Origin of the sequence: Streptomyces sp. NPDC059785 (assembly GCF_042732375.1) — a bacterium.
Taxonomy (GTDB): Bacteria; Actinomycetota; Actinomycetes; order Streptomycetales; family Streptomycetaceae; genus Streptomyces.
Genome location: NZ_JBHWHV010000075.1, coordinates 1 through 16,393 on the forward strand (window position 1 = coordinate 1; position 16,393 = coordinate 16,393).

Genomic DNA, 16,393 nt, shown 5'->3' on the forward strand with positions numbered 1-16,393 from the left:
CAGCACCCCCCGGATCATCCACGACAGGGGCAAAGAGCCATACCGGCCCCGGAGGCCACGAGCCCCGTTCGGGCTCTACTTGGAAGGTAATGGGCTGACCGACCCACGAGCCCCTTCTGCCGGAGGCTGACCGTATGACGACCTTCCTCGATCGCGTGGGTGACCGGCTCGCCGGACTTCCCGGTGTCCGGGCCGTCGCCCTCGGCGGCTCCCGCGCGCAGGGCACCCACCGGCCCGACAGCGACTGGGACCTGGCGATCTACTACCGGGGCGACTTCGACCCGGACGATCTGCGCGCCGTCGGCTGGGAGGGCGAGGTGTCCGAGCTCGGCGGCTGGGGCGGCGGTGTCTTCAACGGGGGCGCCTGGCTCACCGTCGAGGGCAACCGGGTCGACGTCCACTACCGCGATCTCGACGTCGTGGAGCACGAGCTGGCGGAGGCCGAGGAGGGCCGCTTCCGGGTGGAGCCGCTGCTCTTCCACCTCGCCGGGATCCCCAGCTACCTGGTCGTCGCCGAGCTGGCCGTCAACCGGGTCCTGCACGGCGAACTGCCCCGCCCGGCGGCGTACCCGGCGAAGCTGCGCGCCTCCGCCGCGCGGCGCTGGCACGACACGGCCCGTATGACCCTCGGGTACGCGCAGGCCAATCATGCCCCCACGGGCCGCGTCACCGAGGTCGCCGGGGCCCTCGCCACGGCGGCCGCCCAGGCCGCGCACGCGGTGCTCGCCGCGCGCGGGGAGTGGGTGACCAACGAGAAGCGCCTGCTGGAACGCGCGGGCCTGCGGGACGTCGACGCGGTCGTCCAACGGCTGACGCCCGACCCCGACGTCCTCGCGGCGGCGGTCGAGGCGACGGGGGAACTCTTCGAGGTGGCGGTGGGCCGGGGGCGGGCGAGCGGCGGGGAGTGATCCCCGGGCCGGCCCCCTCCATGTCAGTGCCGGGCGAACTGGACGCCCGTCTGCTGGACGGTGTCCGGGCGTACGGCGAGCGCGTCGACGGTGAGCTGCTCCCCGTAGATGTCGGTGAGCCGGATCGGGCCGCCGCAGCCGGTGCCGTCGGGGGAGAGGAAGTAGTTGTACTCGGTACGGGTGAGGCTGGTCCAGCCGCCGCCCGTACCGACCTCGAGGCGCGCCAGCGGGTTGCGGTGGCCGATCGCCTGGATGCCGCACCAGTAACGGGTGGACCCGGTCTTGTACCGGATCGAGACCGTGTCGGACGTGTCCGGGCTCAGCAGGCTCCAGGTGATCTGGATCCGGCCGGCGGAGAGCGCGGCGAGCTTCGCGAACGCCTGCTCGCTGAGGTCGAGCTGTCCGGCCGCGCAGGGCGCCGGGCACTCGTTGGTGACCCGCACCGTGACGGAGGCGCCGCCCCCGGCCCGGACGAGCAGGTACGCGCCGCACGCCTTGGACGTCTCGTAGTCGGCGGTGTTCATCGCCGCGACCATGAGATCGGGGCTCGGGCCGTACGTGCAGGCCCCGTCGCCGTCCGCCGCGTCGTAGTGGGTGGCGACCCCCTCGTAGCCGACGCCGGGCTTGATCCGCCCGGCCAGCGGCGCGGAGTCGGACCCCGACCGGGGAGCGGACCCGGGCGCGCCCCCGGCCGACGACCGCGTGGCCGACGACCGGGCGGCGGGTGAGGCGGTGGCGGTGGCGGCGGCGGACGAGGAGGCCGTGGATGCCGGAGCCGTCGGAGCCGTCGGAGACGCCGAGGACTGCTTCGGCTTCGACGGCGTGGGGGCATCGCTCCCTCGGCCGTCGGCGGCCACGGGTTTTCCGTCGGCCCGCACCGAACCGGCGCCCCCGCCGGGCCGGAGCGCCACGACCAGCGAGACGACGAGCACCGCGACCGCCACGGCGGCCACGGAGACGACAGCGGTACGGCGCCGCACACGGAACGGACGGCGGTGGGTGGGGGCTGCCACGGATGAGTCCTCACGTCGGGCGGTCAGGAGACACGGCTTCCGCCTCCAGTGGTCACAGCGAGCGGAAAGGTTGCCGTGCGAGCGGAAAGGTTGTCGTGCGAGCGGAAAGGTTGTCGTGCGAGCGGACAGGTTGTCGCTGTGCCGGACCGCGGGCGAGGCGGGTCACGTAAACGGCCTCGCGCCGGACCCCTGGGCGGCGATCGCCGGGGCGATCGCCGGGTGCGCCTGGCACGCGTCACACCGCTGAAACGTCGCCGTTTCCGGTACGCCCGTCTCGCGATCTATCGTGGAGTGACAGCCCGGCCGACGTCGCCCGAAGGCATCCGCAGCGCTACCGCTACCGCTACACAAGCGCAAGCGCATACGCACTCGCCCTCGACCGACAGGAGCCCCGTTGCCCTTCCCCGGCGTCACCTTGCCGCCCTGGTTCGCCCATGCCCTGCGTGCGCAGAAGGGGCCCGTGCCCTGGGCCGCGTTCGCGCGGGGCGCGCTGGCCGCCGGTTCCGTGCTGCTCGTGGCCTGGCTCGCCGGGATGAGCAGCGCCGGTGTCGTCGCCGGTATCGGCGCCATGCTCGCCGCGTTCCAGGACCGGCCCGGCAGCAGGCGGGCCGCGATCAAGCGACAGGGGCTGCCCGCGCTGGCCGGTGCCTGCGGGCTGCTCGTCGGGTCCTACGCCGGTGCGTACACCGGGCCCGTGGTGCTCACCCTCGTACTGACCGGGCTCGGCCTGGTCGCCGGGTCGGTCAGCGCGATCGGTCCGGTGGCCAGCGGTGCGGGCACGCAACTCCTCGTCACCGCCGCGATCGGGGCGGGGATGGGGCTGCCGGAGCCCGGCTGGCAGCGGGTGCTGTTCTTCCTCGCCGGGGCCGGCTGGCTGATCGTGCTCCGGGTCGCCCTGCCGGCCACCCGCTTCGGGGCGGGCGACTACCGCTTCGACGGCGAGCGGACCGCCGTCGCCGCCGTCTACCAGGCGATCTCCGCGCTGCTCACGGCCACCGGCGGTCCCGAGGCCGCCGCCCGGCGGGCCGCGCTGACCGCCGCGCTCGACCACGCGCAGGACGCGCTGTCCGGGCCCCGGCTGCGGCGGCGGCCCGGCTCCCGCACCGAGCGGCGGCTGCACGCGCAGTTCACCGCCGCGCTGCCGCTCGCCGAGGCCGCGACCGCGCTGGCCTGGGCCGGTGACCCCGTACCCGCGCGGGCCGCGGAAGGCCCCCGGAGGCTCGCCGCCGCCGTACGCGCCGGCGGCAGCGCCGGACCGCTGCCCGCGCCCGCCCGCTCGGCGCCCGCGCTGCGTGCCCTCGACGACGCGCTGCTGGGCGCCGCCGACGCCTTCGACCGGGGCGCGGGCACGTCGCACCGCGGCACGCCCGCCCGGCGGCGGGGCACCGCGGGAGCCGTGCTGCGCACCCTCCTCGGTTCGGGCGGCCGCGAGTACGGCATCCGGGTCGCGCTCTCCTTCGGTGCCGCCGTCGCCGTGGCGCAGGCCCTGCACCACCTGCGCTGGTGGGGCGTGGACGAGCACTGGTACTGGCTGCCCGCGACCGCCGTCTTCCTGGTCAAGCCCGACCTGGGCCCGCTGGCCTCGCGCATCCTGTGCCGGGCGGCCGGTACGGCCTTCGGCGCGCTCGTCTTCGCGGCGTTCGCGGCGCTGCTGCCCCGGCCCGCCGGGCTGATCGCGCTGGTCGCCCTGTGCTGCGGGCTGATCCCCGTCGCCGCCCGGCACTTCGCCGCGCAGACCGCCGTCGTCACGGTGCTCGTACTGGCCCTGATCATGGTGGGCGGCGAACTCCAGGCGTCCGCGGCCGTCCAGGCGTCCCAGACGTCCTGGAACCGTGTCGCGGAGACGCTGCTCGCGTGCGCGATCGTGCTGGTCGTCGGCCATCTGCCGACCCCGCTGCGGCGTGGCGGGGGAGTACGGGCGCGGCTGGTCAGGGCGACCGAGGCCGCGCAGTCCTACCTCGCGCACGTGCTCAGCGGCTCCGACGACCGGGCCGGCCGCTGGACCCTGCGCCGGGAGGCGTACCGCTCGCTGGCCGAGGCCCGGGCGGCGATCGCCCTTGCCGCCGCCGAGCTGCCCGCCCTGGCGCGGTACACGAAGGGCACCGACGAGGCGGCGCTCACTCTGGAACGGCTCCTCGACACCACCACCGCGTGCGCCGTACACCTGGACGACACCGGCCGCCTCACCGCCCGCCACACCCAGCGGATCGCCGACCTCCTCGAAGAACTCGCCCGACACCGGGACCGGGCGGGCCTGCCGGCCATCGAGCTGGCCGCGGCGGCATGACCCCGCCGACGGCGGGGCGTAAGCGTCGGGTGACCGCCGCCGCCTGACTGTCGGCGGCGGGGTGTAAGCGTCGGGTGGCCGTCGTCGCCTGACTGTCGGCGGCGGGGTGCAAGCGTCGGGTGGCCGTCGTCGCCTGACTGTCGGCGGCGGGGTGCAAGCGTCGGGTGCCCGCCGCCGCCTGACCATCGACAGCGGGGCGCAAACGTCGGGTGACCGCCGCCCTGAGTGCCGGGCCGCCGCCGTGCGAGCGCGGGCACCGTCTTCCCGCGCTCGCCCGCAGGGCGGCCGGTCCCGTATCCGCTGACGGGGCGGTCGGTCCCGCATCCGATGGCAGGGCGGTCGGTCCCGTATCCGCTGACGGGGCGGTCGGTCCCGTATCCGCTGACGGGGCGGTCGGTCCCGCATCCGATGGCAGGGCGGCCGGTCCCGCACCCGATGCCAGGGCGGTCGGTCCCGCACCCGATGGCAGGGCGGCCGGTCCCGCATCCGCTGACGGGGCCGTCAGTCCCGCACCCGTATCCACACCGGCGCGTGGTCCGAGCCCGCGGCGCTCCGTCGCGCGGCCGGGTCCGGACCCACCGAGGGTAGCCGCGGCGCGTCGGCCTCGGGCGTCCCCGTGCCGGCCGCCGTGACCCGGCGGACCAGGCGGTGGCTCACCAGAAGGTGGTCGATCAGCTCCCGGCGGCCCGAGTTCACCCGCGAGAAGCGCCGCTCGGCGGGGATCAGCGGCGCCACGTTCCACAGCCGCGCCGCGTCCCCCCTGTCGGGCTGCCCGTAACCGGGCGTGCCGATCTCCGAGCCGGGCGGCCCCAGCAGGATCTGCGTCGTCGCGGCCTGCACCTCGTCGTTGAGGTCGCCGAGCACCGCCACGTCACGGGTCCGGCCGTCGCCCGCCAGCAGTTCGTCGACCAGGGCCCGCAGCGACGCCGCCTCGGCGGTCCGCCGGTACAGGGCGTACGCGCCGTACCGGGCGCGCTCGCCCTCGTCGACCGGCCGGAACCGGCCGCCCGGGTACGACAGCAGCTTCGACTTCAGATGGCAGACCGCCACCCGCAGCACCAGCGACGCCACCGAGACCTCCACCGCCAGGAAGCCGCGCCCCGCCTGCCGCACCGGCTCCCCGACGTCCGCGCCCTGCACCGGCCGCAGCAGCGGCGGGAACGCGGTGGTGTCCGCGAGCACCCACACCGGCCGCCGGCTGAGGAAGCCGACCCGGATGCCCCGGCCGTCCGGGTGCCCGGACAGGGTGATGTGCCAGTCGCCGCCGCCCAGCAGACCGGCCAGATCCTCCAGCGCTCCGGGGTCGCCGACCTCCTGCACGGCCAGCAGCGCCGGGTCGAGCGCCCTGACGACGGACGCCAGCGCGGCGAGCTTCGCCTCGTACGCGGCCTTGTCCTTCGGGCCGTACGGGCTGCCGGGCCGGTACAGGTTCTCCAGGTTCCAGGTGGCGAGGAGCATGCCGGGCTCCTTCCCGGGCGGGGCGCCGGCGCGGCGGACGCGTCAGTGCCGGGGCGCCGACGCCGAGGCGTCGATGAGGCCAGCGTGCGCGCCGGACGGGGCCGGGGACAGGGCCGGGACCGGATCCCCGGTTCACGTCACACGGGGACACGACACCGTCGTACGTTGGCACGGTGACTCCTTCCCCCGACCGTCGTACGCGGGGCACGGTGACTTCGGGCCCCGCCGATCTCGTCATCACGGGCTGTACCGCCCTCGTGCACGACGACCACGAAGTGCCCGGCTTCGTGCGGGACGCCACGATCGTCGTCCGCGCGGGGGTCATCGAGACGGTGACCGGTCCCGCGTCGGGCGGTACCGGTACCGATACCGGTACCGGTTCCGACGTCTCCGAGCACATCGACGCCGTCGAGCGCATCGACGGGCGCGGTCAGGTGGCGATGCCCGGCCTGATCAACTGCCATACGCACGCGTCGATGGTCGCGCTGCGCGGCATCGCCGAGGACCTGCCGGTGGAGGAGTGGTTCAACGAACGGGTCTGGCCCATCGAGTCCAACCTCACCCCCGAGATCGTCGAACTCGGCGCGCGCCTCGCCTGCGCCGAGATGATCAGCGGCGGTGTCACCTGCTTCGCCGACCACTACTTCTCGATGGACACGGTCGCCGCCGTCGTCGACGAGTGCGGCCTGCGCGCCCATCTCGGCGAGGCGTTCTTCTCGGCGGGGGCCGGACAGGGCGCCGAGGGCCGGGAGCGGTCGCTCGACTTCGCGCTCCGGCAGCGCGGCGCCGCCGGCGGCCGCATCACCACCGCCCTCGCCCCGCACGCCCCGTACACCGTGACCGACGACGACCTCGCCGCGACCGCCGCCCTCGCCCGCGAGCACCGGCTCCCCGTGCACCTGCACGCCGCCGAGAGCCGCGAGCAGACCGAGACCAGCCTCGCCCGGCACGGCCGGACGCCGATCGAGGTCCTGGACCGCGCGGGTCTCCTCGGCAACGAGGCCGGACTGCTGATCGCCCACGGCACCGGCATCGTCGCGTCCGACCTGCCGCTGCTCGAGCGCGCGGCGGACCGGGTCGCCGTCGCCACGGCACCCCGCGGGTACCTGAAGTTCGCCTGGGATCCCACCCCCGTACGGGCCCTGCGCGGCATCGGCGTCCCGGTCGGGCTCGCCACCGACGGCGCCGCCTCGAACAACTCCCTCGACGTCTGGGAGTCCATGGCGCTCACCGCGCTGGTGCAGAAGTCCGCCGAGGGCGACCCGCGATGGCTGACCGCCCGTCAGGCGCTGCACCACGCGACGCTCCAGAGCGCCCGCGCGGTCGGTCTCGGCGAACACATCGGCAGCCTCGCCCCCGGGCGGCGGGCCGACATCGTCCTGGTCGACCTCACCGGCGCGCACACCCAGCCCGTGCACGACCCCGCCGCCACCCTCGTGCACAGCGCCCGGTCCGCCGACGTCCGCACGACCGTCGTGGACGGACGGGTCCTGATGCGGGACCGGCGGCTGCTCACCCTCGATCTGCCCGAGATCGTCGGACGGCTGAACGCACTCCTGCCGGCGCTGACCGACCGCGGCCACGGTCGGCGGATCCAGCGGTACGACGCCTGAGCCGCGCTCTTCCGGCAACCGCCGGAAGTTTCTTTCCCGCGCGCCGATTAGTTCCGCCGCTTCGGCCGGTCCACCCAGACAAGGACCGGTAGGAGGAGGAGCACATGACGCTTCCGCAGATCGTCTCGCGCGAGGAGTGGCGCCTCGCCCGCGAGGAACTGCTGGCCAAGGAGAAGGCCGTGACCCGGGCGCGGGACGCGCTCAACGCCGAGCGGCGCGCCCTGCCGATGGTCGAGATCGACAAGGAGTACGTGTTCGAGGGCGGCGACGGCAAGGCGACCCTCTTCGACCTCTTCGAGGGGCGCCATCAGCTCGTCGTCTACCACTTCATGTTCGCGCCCGAGTGGGACGCCGGGTGCCGCAGTTGCTCCGCGTTCCTCGACCAGCTCGGCCACCTCGCCCATCTGCGGGCCCGTGGCACCTCGTTCGCCGCCGTGTCCCGGGCGCCGTACACCAAAATCCTGCCGTTCAAGGCGCGGATGGGCTGGACAGTGCCCTGGTACTCGTCCTACGGCACCGACTTCAACCACGACTTCCAGGCGTCCTTCACCGGCGACGACGACGAGACCTACGAGCGGCCGGGGATGAGTTGCTTCCTGCGCGACGGCGACCGGGTCTTCCACACCTACTCGACGTACGAGCGCGGACTCGACGGACTCGGCTCGACGACCACGCTGCTCGACCTCACCGCCCTGGGCCGCCAGGAGGCCTGGGAGGAGCCCAGGGGGCGCGCGTCGGCGCTGGGCGCCCCGGCGGGCAGCGCCCGCATCCGCTATCACGACGAGTACGACGATTGAGAGAACACTCACTGCGAAGCGGTGAACGAGTGTCGGCTACGTCTCAGTACCGTCACTTCGCGAGCCGGATGCCCCATGGTTGGCGTTTAACTCTACGAGTAGGCGCGACATGGAGGTGCAGGATGAACGGGCATACGGTGCTGGAGCGCTTTCCCGCCGGTGGGCCTCGCGGGTCCTGGCCCGCGGAGGAGTTCGCGCAGGCACGCCGTCTGGAGGGCCAGGCCGCGGAAGTCGTCATGGATCTCGCCACGGACGCGTTCCTGGTGATCGTGAGACGCGCCGACGGCGTGGAGTAGATCCCGACCATGCGTGCAGTAGATCCGGATCAGGCGTGGAGCAGATCCCGGCCAGTTGATCCGGCGGCCGGTCAGCCCGCCCCGCGGCTGGGGACCTCCGCCGTGAACTGCTCCGCCTGGAGCGAGTACAGCTCCGCGTAGACACCGCCCGTGGCCAGCAGTTCCTCCGGGCTGCCGGACTCCACGAGACGGCCCTGCTCCAGGACGTGCACCAGGTCCGCGTGGCGCACCGAAGCCAGCCGGTGCGTGATCAGCACGACCGTCTGACCGGTGCCGGCCAGCGCCCGGATCTTTTCAAAGACCTCCAGCTCGGCCCGCGCGTCCAGGGCCGCCGTCGGCTCGTCCACGATCAGGATCCGCCCCCGCCGGTACGCCGCCCGCGCGATCCCCAGGCGCTGCCACTGACCACCGGACAGCTCGTGGCCGCCGCTGAAGCCGCGGGCCAGCAGCGTGTCGAGACCGCGCGGCAGATCCGCCACCACGTCCTGCGCACCCGCCTCGGCGACCGACGAGGCGAGCCGCTCGTCGGTGAGCGGCGCGGAGGCGCGGCCCACCGCCACATTGACGCGGGCAGTGAACGGCCACCGCTTGAAGTCCTGCGCCACCATCGCGATGCGCTCGGCGAGCAGCGCCCGGTCCGCGGTCGCCGCGTCCGTGTCGTCCCACATGATGCGCCCGCGGTCCGGCTGGTACAGCCCGGCGAGCAGCTTCACCAGCGTCGTCTTGCCGGAACCGTTCTCCCCGACCAGCGCCACGATCCGGCCGAGCGGCAGTGCCAGCGTCACATCGTCAAGGGCCGGACGGCCGGCGCCGCCCGGATAGGTGAACGTGACGTTCTCGAAGCGGATCTCCCGCGGATCGTCGGGGAGCGGGACACCGCCCTCGGGGATCGCCCGCCGCGCCGCCTCGACGTACAGCCGCTCCAGATCGCCCACGAAGAGGGCCTCCTCGTGCAGCCCGTTCAGCTCCAGGACCAGGGAGTCCAGGCTCGCGGAGCCCGTGCGGATCGCGATCACCGCCGTCCCGGCCACCGACAGCGCCATCGTGCCGGCCAGCAGCAGCCCGCCGAGCGTCGCGTACGTGGCCACCGTGGCGAGCCCCGTCCAGGCCGCCGCGTACAGACCGGTCCGCGCGGCCAGCCGGGCCAGCCGCGCCTGCTCCGCCTCGGCGGTCTCCGACATCGCATGGAAGTGACGCAGCAGGAACGGGCCCACGCCGTGCACGCGGATCTCGGGCGCCGCCGCCGGTTCGGTGAGCAGGCTGCCGATGAGCCGCCCGGCCCGTGCGTGCTGCACCCAGGCGTGGAACGACTCGTACCGGCGCCGCGCGATCGTCAGGGCGCTCCACGCGCTCGGCAGCGTCATGAGGATGAGCAGCGGCAGCAGCGCGGGATGCAGCACGGCGAGCACGCCCGCCGCCGCGATCAGCGAGATCATCGCGTTCACGACCTGGGTGGCCATCGAGATCATGCGCCGGGCGGACGCGGCGCCGTACTGCGCGGTGTCCAGCAGCTTGTGGAAGGCGTCGTCCTCGATCGCGGACAGCTCCACGGCCGCCGCCCGCTCCAGGTACAGCTCCGTCGCCACCCGCTCCACCTTCGGTTCGAGGTGGCCGGTGGCGTACGTCGACGCCGCCCGCAACAGCGCGGCCAGCAGCATCACGGCGGCGACCGTGACCAGCGCCGGTACCGCGCCGCGCAGCCGGTCCTCGACCGGACCCGGGGTCATCAGGCGGGCCAGCACGCTGTTGACCGCGAGGAGGCCGACGGCCTGCGCCACGCCCCGGAGGACCTCGGCGGCCAGTACGATCCGGGCGGCGCGGCGGTCCGCCCGCCAGGCCAGCCCGAAACTGGAGGCGAGCAGCGACGGCAGCCGTTTCACCATCGCCCGGAAGCCGAGTTCGAGGAACGCGTCCGCGTGCTGCGACCAGCCGGTGTCGTAGCGCAGCGGGCCGCCGAAGAGCAGCAGCTCCGACTCGGACGGCGCCGCGTCGACGACGGCGCGCTCCTTTCGCGACCCGGTTGCCCGCGCTCCGGTCTTCCGTGACCCGGTCTTCCGCGACCTGGTTTTTCGCAGCCCGGTCCTGAGCGACGACCTCACCGATGACCCCACTGTTGGCCTCCCCCGAGAGTGCACCCACGGTGCCCTCCCCAGGAATGCCGCCCTCCACCCGCGCCGGTCGAGCGCACGCGGCGCGGACCGAGCAATTCCGGACACCCGGCAGCGGGGACTCCGGCAGCGCGCGAGCTCAGGCAGTGCGTGGGCTCAGGCACTGCGTGGGATCAGGAAGCGCGTGGGCTCAGGCGCTGACCGGGCGGGACCAGGCCGGTGGTGTGCCCATGACACGGCAGACCGCGACGTAGAGCGGGATCGGCGGCGTGTACGGAAACGTGCCGTCCGGTTTGTGGATGAGCCCGGGAATCTGCGGTGCGTCCGGCACGACCGCTCCCGTGGCGTAGTGCGCGGGGGCCGGCCACTCCAGGGCCACGTCCGAGTCGGAGGGGACGATCCACCACCAGTGCGCCGCGTCGGCGTACACACAGCCCGCCCGGGGCAGCCGGGACAGCAGCACCGGGCCGAAGCGGGCCGGAACGGCCACCGCGTCGCAGCCCAGGGGCATCGTCATGTCCGCGGGTATGGGGAGTCGTCTGGGGGTGTCGGACTGCTGTCGCCCGCGCTTGAGGCGGACCAGCGTGTCCAGGCTCAGCACAGCGGCCGCCCCGGTCGACGTCGCCCTCACACCCATTCGGCCCCCGTTCCCTGGAACGCCTGTGCTCCGGAACCCCGGCCGTCGGCCGGCGGCTTCTTCGCGCTCCACCCGAGGTCCGAGCGCACTTCGGTGTTCGTCTTCCGCTCCCGGCCGTCCGGACGGGCCGGATGTACCGGATGGGCCGGGCGGACCGCCGTCCCGGGGCACGGCGCCATGGCCGTTCCCGCCGGGACCCCGGTGTCGTACGGACTCGCCGGTCCCGTGGTGTCGTACGGACTCGCCGGGACCGCAGTGCTGTACGCGCCCGCCGGTCCCGCGGTGCCGTACGCGCTCGCCGGTGCCGGGCCGCTGTCTCCGTCCTGACCGGCGTCGTCGTCCGGGCCGCTGTCCAGGTCGAGGTCCAGGACGGCGGCGTCGTACGGGTCCGCCGGGTCGGCGAGGCCGTACGCGTCCGCCGCCGCGTCCTCGGCGCCGGCCTCAGCGGTGCGCGGCAGCTCGGCCCAGACGCGCAGACCGGGACCGGTCTCCTGGGCGCCCCAGGCGGTGCAGACCGCCTCGACGAGCAGCAGCCCTCTGCCGTGTTCCTCCTCGGCCTCCACCGGGACGGGACGCGGCTCACCCGGAGCGCAGCCCTCGTCGCGGACGGCTATCCGCACCAGGTCGCCGCTGTCGTGCAGCTCACAGACGACGCGTCTGCTCGCGGTGTGCACGATGGCGTTGGTCACCAGCTCGGACACGACGAGGCCCGCCGTGTCGCAGGTGTCGGCGCAGACCCCCCAGTCGGACAACCAGGCACGGGTCAGGCGCCGGGCCTGTCGCACGGAGCCCGGGTGTGCGGCCAGCTCGAAGCGGAACCGGCGCTCGGGCGCCGCATCGGGACGTGGCCCGGTGGCGGCACGAAGACCGAGGCGGTCCGCGGCGGCGTCTGTTCCTAAGGGCGCAGGCGGAGTCACGCTTGCCACTATCGCCCCGCCGTGAACACTTGGCAAGAGTCACTCTGAAAATTGCAGAGTGCGGTGTGACTCCGAGAGGCGCCATGGCACACTGCTCGCAACAGCATGTCGAGCGGCGCCAGTTGGTCTCTGAGAAACGGACCCGAGTGGCGCCGCCCGGGCTGTCAGGACTCTTGTGGAGGTGAGACGTGAGCGAACCGCGGTCCGCGCCGACAGTCGGCCAGGTCGTCCTCGGCCGGCGACTGCTGGACCTGCGGGAACACGCAGGTCTCAAGCGGGAGGAGGCAGCCCGCATCCTGCGGGTCGCGCCTGCGACCGTCCGTCGTATGGAGATGGCCGAGGTCTCCCTCAAGATTCCGTACCTCCAGCTCCTGCTGAAGTCGTACGGCGTCTCCGACGACGAGGCCGAGGCGTTCGTCCAGCTCGCCGAGGAGGCCAACAAGCCGGGCTGGTGGCAGCGGTTCCACGACATCCTGCCGGGCTGGTTCTCGATGTACGTCAGCCTGGAGGGCGCCGCGGCCCTGATCCGGTCCTACGAACCCCATTTCGTACCCGGACTGCTCCAGACCGAGGCGTACGCGAGAGGCGTGCTGAAATCGGGCGCGGTCGGCCAGACCAAGCCCGAGGACATAGAGCGCCACGTCGCGCTGCGCATGCAACGCCAGAATCTGCTCACCCGTGAGGACGCGCCCCGGCTCTGGGCGGTGCTGGACGAGACGGTCCTGCTCCGCCAGGTCGGCGGCCCGGACGTCATGCGGGAGCAGATCGACAAATTGCTCGAAGCCACGACACTGCCCAATGTGACCCTCCAGATCGCCCCGTTCTCCTCGGGGCCGCATCCGGGCACCTACGGGCCGTTCGTGCTCTTCCGATTCGCCATGCCGGAACTTCCGGACATGGTCTACAGCGAGTACTTGACCGGCGCCGTCTATCTGGACGCGCGTACCGAGGTGGCGACCCACCTCGAGGTCATGGACCGCATGGCGGCCCAGGCCGCTACGGCACATCGCACGAAGGAGATTCTCCGGGATCTCCGCAAGGAGCTCTAATGGAACGCATCAAGCCGCGGAACCGCAATGTGCGGAACGGCATGCCCGCCCGGGAACTGGGCAGCGAGGGCTGGCACAAGCCGTGGAGCGGCGGCAATGGCGGCAATTGCCTGGAGGCCATGAAACTCGAAGACGGCCGGATCGCGGTCCGTCAGTCCTCGGATCCGGACGGACCCGCGCTGATCTACACGCACAACGAGATGACCGCGTTCATCGAGGGCGCCAAAGCGGGGGAGGCAGACTTTCTCCTCTCCTGACGTCCTTCCATTCGGACGTCTTCATTGCCGGCTGTGCCGCACATTGCCCCATTCATTGCCGCGCTTCATCCGCCCCCATTTCCTTCACCCGCTGATTCTTATGCTCTCTCCTCTGCTTCTTAATTGTGGTGCTGAATTGATTGACAACCGTGGTACGGACTTACGGAGACCGTTATGACCGGGCAGGCCCCCTTAGAGATCGACACGAGCAAGCCGCACCCCGCGCGCATGTACGACTGGTTCCTCGGCGGGAAAGACAACTACCCGGTGGACGAGGAGTTGGGAAAGCAGCTCCTCGCCCTCGATCCCAGGGTGCCGACGCTGGCGCGGGTCAACCGCGCCTTCATGCACCGGGCCACGCGCTGGCTCGCGCGGAACGGCGTCCGGCAGTTTCTCGACATCGGTACGGGCATCCCGACCGAGCCGAACCTGCACCAGGTCGCCCAGCAGGTGGCGCCCGACGCGCGTGTCGTCTACTGCGACAACGACCCCATCGTGCTGGCCCACGCGGCGGCCCTGCTGCGCAGCACGCCCGAGGGGGTCACGGAGTACCTCCAGGCCGACGCGCGCGATCCGGCCGCCATCCTCGACAAGGCCGGGAAGGTCCTGGACTTCGACAGGCCGGTGGCCCTCTCGCTCGTCGCCCTGCTCCACTTCGTCTCCGACGAGGACGGCGCCTACGAACTCGTCGAGCGGCTGATGGCCGTCCTGGCCCCCGGCAGCTACCTGATGATCTCCCACGCGTCCGGCGAGTTCGACGAGGAGAAGGCGGCCACGGCCACGGAGATGTACCGCAGGCGCGGGCTCACGATGGCGCTGCGCGGCCGCGAGGAGATCGCCCGGTTCTTCGACGGGCTGGAACTGGTCGAGCCGGGTGTGTCGATGGTCCCCGACTGGAAGCCGGAACTGGGCGAAGCCGTCCCGGTCGAGGGCGACCAGCGGCTCCCCGGTTACGCCGGGGTGGCACGCAAGCCGTAGGCCCGGGGCTGCGAGGGCGGCGCGCAAGCCGTAGGGCCGGGGCTGCGAGGGCGGCGCGCAAGTCGTAGGGCCGGGGCGGCGAGGCGGGAGGGGGCTGTCCGTCGGGCGTCAGTCCGGTGGCAGCACCCCGCACAGCGCCTCCAGCGCCGCTCCGTAGGCATGCTCCGCCGGCGTCGCGTACCCCACGACGAGCCCGTCCGGCGCGGGCATGGTCGCCCGCGGGTGGCGGAACTCCCCGAGCCCGTCGAGGGCGATCCCCCGCCAGACGGCGGCCTTCACCACGGACTCCTCGGTGCCCGCCGGCAGCCGCAGCACCGCGTGGAGTCCGGCCGCGATCCCGGTGACCCCGACGTGCGGCGCGTGCTCGGCGAGCGTGGCGACCAGCCGGTCACGCCGTCTGCGGTAGCGCTGCCGCATGCGCCGCACCTGGCGGTCGTACGCCCCGCAGGTGATGAAGTCCGCCAGGGCCAACTGGTCCGGGACGCTCGCCCACGCCTCCCGGTCGCCCTTGGCCGCCAGCACTCCGGCGACGTACCGCTGCGGCAGGACCATCCAGCCCAGCCGCAGCGCCGGCGACAGGCTCTTGCTGACCGAGCCGAGGTAGACGACCCGCTCTGGATCCAGACCCTGCACGGCGCCGACGGGTCTGCGGTCGTAGCGGAACTCGCCGTCGTAGTCGTCCTCGATGATCACGCCGCCACGCGCGCGTGCCCAGTCCACGACGGCCGAACGCCGCGAGGCATGCAGCGGCCCGCCCGTCGGGAACTGGTGCGCGGGCGTGAGGAGCACGGCCCGCTCCCGTCCCAGCCCGCCGACTTGTGCCCCGTCCTCGTCCAGCGCCAGCGGTACGGTCCGCACGGACGCCGCGGCCAGCAGCTCACGGTGGAAGCCGAGACCGTACGACTCCACGGCCAGAGGGCCGCGCAGGACACCGCCGGGGCCGGTGAACAGCAGCCGCAGCGCGTGCGCGAAACCCGAGCAGATCACGATGCGCTCGGGCTCGGCGCGCACACCGCGCGCGCGTGCCAGGTAGGCGGCGAGGGCGACGCGCAGCTCGGCCCGCCCCGCCGGATCGCCCGGCCCGAACGCCTCGCTGGGCGCCTGCTGCATCGCCCGCCGGTACGACGCGAGCCACGCCGAGCGCGGGAACGAGGACGCGTCCGGGGTGCCCTGCCGCAGATCGTGCCGCGGCCCACCGGCGCGTGCCGGGCGTTCACCGGGCGCGCGCATGTGCGGCCCCGCGGGCTCGGCACGCTCGGCGACCCGCGTGCCAGAGCCCTGACGGGCGGTCAGCCAGCCCTCGGCGACCAGCTCGGCGTACGCGTCGGCGACCGTGTTCCGGGCCACGCCCAGATCGGCGGCGAGCGAGCGGTACGGAGGCAGCCGGGCGCCCGGCGCGAGCCGGCCCGACCGCACCGCCTCACGCAGCGCGCGGATCAGCGCGGCCCGCCGCCCACCCGCCCCGGGCAGCTCCAGATGCAGATCGACCCCGATCCGCTCCGCCGAATTGACCCATGATTCAGCCACAGAAATGCACCCTACAGTCGGTCTTTCGAGCTCGTAGATTCATGGTCATGACGACGAACACGATCGACACCTCCCGTTCCGACCTCCGCTCCGGCTCCCGCCTCGACTTCGCGAAGACCGCACCCAAGGTGTTCCGCGCCCTCGTCGGGTTCGACGCGGCGGTCCGGCAGGGGCTCGACCCGGCCCTCGTCGAACTGATCCAGATCCGCGCCTCGCACCTCAACCACTGCGCCTACTGCCTCCACATGCACACCAACGACGCGCGCAAGGCCGGCGAGAGCGAGGACCGGCTGCACATGGTCGCGGTGTGGCGCGAGGCCCGCCACTTCTTCACCCCGAAGGAGCGCGCCGCCCTGGCCCTGACGGAGGCGGTCACCCTGGTGGCCGACACGGGCGTGCCCGACGACGTCTACGCGGAGGCCGCCGCCCACTTCGACGACGCCGAACTGGCCCACGTCCTCGCCCTGATCTTCACGATCAACACGTGGAACCGGGTCGCCCTGTCGACCGCGAAGACGGCCGGCACGGACGAACGCGCCTGAGCGGAC

Annotated in this window: 15 protein-coding genes; 9 read left to right on the top strand and 6 right to left on the bottom strand. The window is 73.2% G+C overall.

Annotated features, from left to right (window positions below):
• Positions 1 to 134 precede the first annotated feature (134 nt).
• Positions 135 to 908: a nucleotidyltransferase domain-containing protein gene (locus ACFV6E_RS37305; RefSeq protein WP_385467796.1), complete on the top strand. Its 774-nt coding sequence runs from the start codon at positions 135 to 137 to the stop codon at positions 906 to 908.
• Positions 909 to 931: 23 nt separating this feature from the next.
• On the opposite strand, the gene ACFV6E_RS37310 is transcribed toward ACFV6E_RS37305, so the two are convergent.
• Positions 932 to 1,921 carry an expansin EXLX1 family cellulose-binding protein gene (locus tag ACFV6E_RS37310; RefSeq protein ID WP_385467799.1) on the bottom strand — a complete coding sequence of 330 codons (990 nt, stop codon included), beginning with the start codon at positions 1,919 to 1,921 and terminating at the stop codon, positions 932 to 934.
• A 532-nt stretch (positions 1,922 to 2,453) separates the two neighbouring features.
• Here ACFV6E_RS37310 and ACFV6E_RS37315 point away from each other — a divergent pair.
• Positions 2,454 to 4,208, top strand: a complete 1,755-nt coding sequence (locus ACFV6E_RS37315) for an FUSC family protein (protein WP_385467831.1) — start codon at positions 2,454 to 2,456, stop codon at positions 4,206 to 4,208.
• A gap of 501 nt (positions 4,209 to 4,709) precedes the next feature.
• On the opposite strand, the gene ACFV6E_RS37320 is transcribed toward ACFV6E_RS37315, so the two are convergent.
• The gene (locus ACFV6E_RS37320) at positions 4,710 to 5,666 is read right to left on the bottom strand and encodes an endonuclease/exonuclease/phosphatase family protein (RefSeq protein ID WP_385166634.1); all 957 of its coding nucleotides are present in this window, start codon (positions 5,664 to 5,666) and stop codon (positions 4,710 to 4,712) included.
• 173 nt (positions 5,667 to 5,839) lie between these two features.
• Between ACFV6E_RS37320 and ACFV6E_RS37325 the strand changes: the two genes are divergently transcribed.
• The 3 genes from ACFV6E_RS37325 (at position 5,840) to ACFV6E_RS37335 (ending at position 8,372) form a co-directional block, all read left to right on the top strand.
• A complete protein-coding gene (locus ACFV6E_RS37325) occupies positions 5,840 to 7,279 on the top strand; it encodes an amidohydrolase (protein ID WP_385166636.1) in 1,440 nt (479 codons plus the stop codon).
• Positions 7,280 to 7,383: 104 nt separating this feature from the next.
• Positions 7,384 to 8,076, top strand: coding sequence for a DUF899 domain-containing protein (locus ACFV6E_RS37330; protein ID WP_385166638.1), 693 nt, complete (start codon positions 7,384 to 7,386; stop codon positions 8,074 to 8,076).
• A 122-nt stretch (positions 8,077 to 8,198) separates the two neighbouring features.
• The gene (locus tag ACFV6E_RS37335; protein WP_385166640.1) at positions 8,199 to 8,372 is read left to right on the top strand and encodes a hypothetical protein; all 174 of its coding nucleotides are present in this window, start codon (positions 8,199 to 8,201) and stop codon (positions 8,370 to 8,372) included.
• A 71-nt stretch (positions 8,373 to 8,443) separates the two neighbouring features.
• On the opposite strand, the gene ACFV6E_RS37340 is transcribed toward ACFV6E_RS37335, so the two are convergent.
• The 3 genes from ACFV6E_RS37340 to ACFV6E_RS37350 all read right to left on the bottom strand — a co-directional run bounded on the left by ACFV6E_RS37340 (position 8,444) and on the right by ACFV6E_RS37350 (position 11,869).
• A complete protein-coding gene (locus ACFV6E_RS37340; protein ID WP_385166676.1) occupies positions 8,444 to 10,339 on the bottom strand; it encodes an ABC transporter ATP-binding protein in 1,896 nt (631 codons plus the stop codon).
• Positions 10,340 to 10,670: 331 nt separating this feature from the next.
• On the bottom strand, positions 10,671 to 11,117 hold the full coding sequence (locus tag ACFV6E_RS37345; protein ID WP_385166641.1) for a hypothetical protein: 447 nt from the start codon (positions 11,115 to 11,117) through the stop codon (positions 10,671 to 10,673).
• Positions 11,108 to 11,869, bottom strand: coding sequence for an ATP-binding protein (locus ACFV6E_RS37350; RefSeq protein ID WP_385467802.1), 762 nt, complete (start codon positions 11,867 to 11,869; stop codon positions 11,108 to 11,110). Before ACFV6E_RS37350 ends, ACFV6E_RS37345 begins: the two co-directional genes overlap by 10 nt.
• 353 nt (positions 11,870 to 12,222) lie before the next feature.
• Here ACFV6E_RS37350 and ACFV6E_RS37355 point away from each other — a divergent pair, with 353 nt between their 5' ends.
• The 3 genes from ACFV6E_RS37355 (at position 12,223) to ACFV6E_RS37365 (ending at position 14,318) form a co-directional block, all read left to right on the top strand.
• Positions 12,223 to 13,083: a helix-turn-helix domain-containing protein gene (locus ACFV6E_RS37355; RefSeq protein WP_385166644.1), complete on the top strand. Its 861-nt coding sequence runs from the start codon at positions 12,223 to 12,225 to the stop codon at positions 13,081 to 13,083.
• The gene (locus ACFV6E_RS37360) at positions 13,083 to 13,340 is read left to right on the top strand and encodes a DUF397 domain-containing protein (protein ID WP_385166645.1); all 258 of its coding nucleotides are present in this window, start codon (positions 13,083 to 13,085) and stop codon (positions 13,338 to 13,340) included. Before ACFV6E_RS37355 ends, ACFV6E_RS37360 begins: the two co-directional genes overlap by 1 nt.
• Positions 13,341 to 13,514: 174 nt before the next feature.
• On the top strand, positions 13,515 to 14,318 hold the full coding sequence (locus tag ACFV6E_RS37365; protein ID WP_385467805.1) for an SAM-dependent methyltransferase: 804 nt from the start codon (positions 13,515 to 13,517) through the stop codon (positions 14,316 to 14,318).
• Positions 14,319 to 14,426: 108 nt separating this feature from the next.
• Here ACFV6E_RS37365 and ACFV6E_RS37370 read toward each other — a convergent pair whose 3' ends face one another.
• Positions 14,427 to 15,845, bottom strand: a complete 1,419-nt coding sequence (locus ACFV6E_RS37370; RefSeq protein WP_385166647.1) for a PLP-dependent aminotransferase family protein — start codon at positions 15,843 to 15,845, stop codon at positions 14,427 to 14,429.
• A gap of 47 nt (positions 15,846 to 15,892) precedes the next feature.
• On the opposite strand from ACFV6E_RS37370, the gene ACFV6E_RS37375 reads away from it, so the two are divergent.
• Positions 15,893 to 16,387, top strand: coding sequence for a carboxymuconolactone decarboxylase family protein (locus ACFV6E_RS37375; protein ID WP_385166648.1), 495 nt, complete (start codon positions 15,893 to 15,895; stop codon positions 16,385 to 16,387).
• Positions 16,388 to 16,393 lie beyond the last annotated feature (6 nt).

Coding starts and splice junctions, on each gene's coding strand:
- ACFV6E_RS37365 (WP_385467805.1), top strand. CDS start 13,515: ATGACCGGGCAGGCCCCCTTAGAGATCGACACGAGCAAGCCGCACCCC.
- ACFV6E_RS37320 (WP_385166634.1), bottom strand. CDS start 5,666: ATGCTCCTCGCCACCTGGAACCTGGAGAACCTGTACCGGCCCGGCAGC.
- ACFV6E_RS37315 (WP_385467831.1), top strand. CDS start 2,454: ATGAGCAGCGCCGGTGTCGTCGCCGGTATCGGCGCCATGCTCGCCGCG.
- ACFV6E_RS37305 (WP_385467796.1), top strand. CDS start 135: ATGACGACCTTCCTCGATCGCGTGGGTGACCGGCTCGCCGGACTTCCC.
- ACFV6E_RS37335 (WP_385166640.1), top strand. CDS start 8,199: ATGAACGGGCATACGGTGCTGGAGCGCTTTCCCGCCGGTGGGCCTCGC.
- ACFV6E_RS37330 (WP_385166638.1), top strand. CDS start 7,384: ATGACGCTTCCGCAGATCGTCTCGCGCGAGGAGTGGCGCCTCGCCCGC.
- ACFV6E_RS37345 (WP_385166641.1), bottom strand. CDS start 11,117: ATGGGTGTGAGGGCGACGTCGACCGGGGCGGCCGCTGTGCTGAGCCTG.
- ACFV6E_RS37375 (WP_385166648.1), top strand. CDS start 15,893: ATGACGACGAACACGATCGACACCTCCCGTTCCGACCTCCGCTCCGGC.
- ACFV6E_RS37360 (WP_385166645.1), top strand. CDS start 13,083: ATGGAACGCATCAAGCCGCGGAACCGCAATGTGCGGAACGGCATGCCC.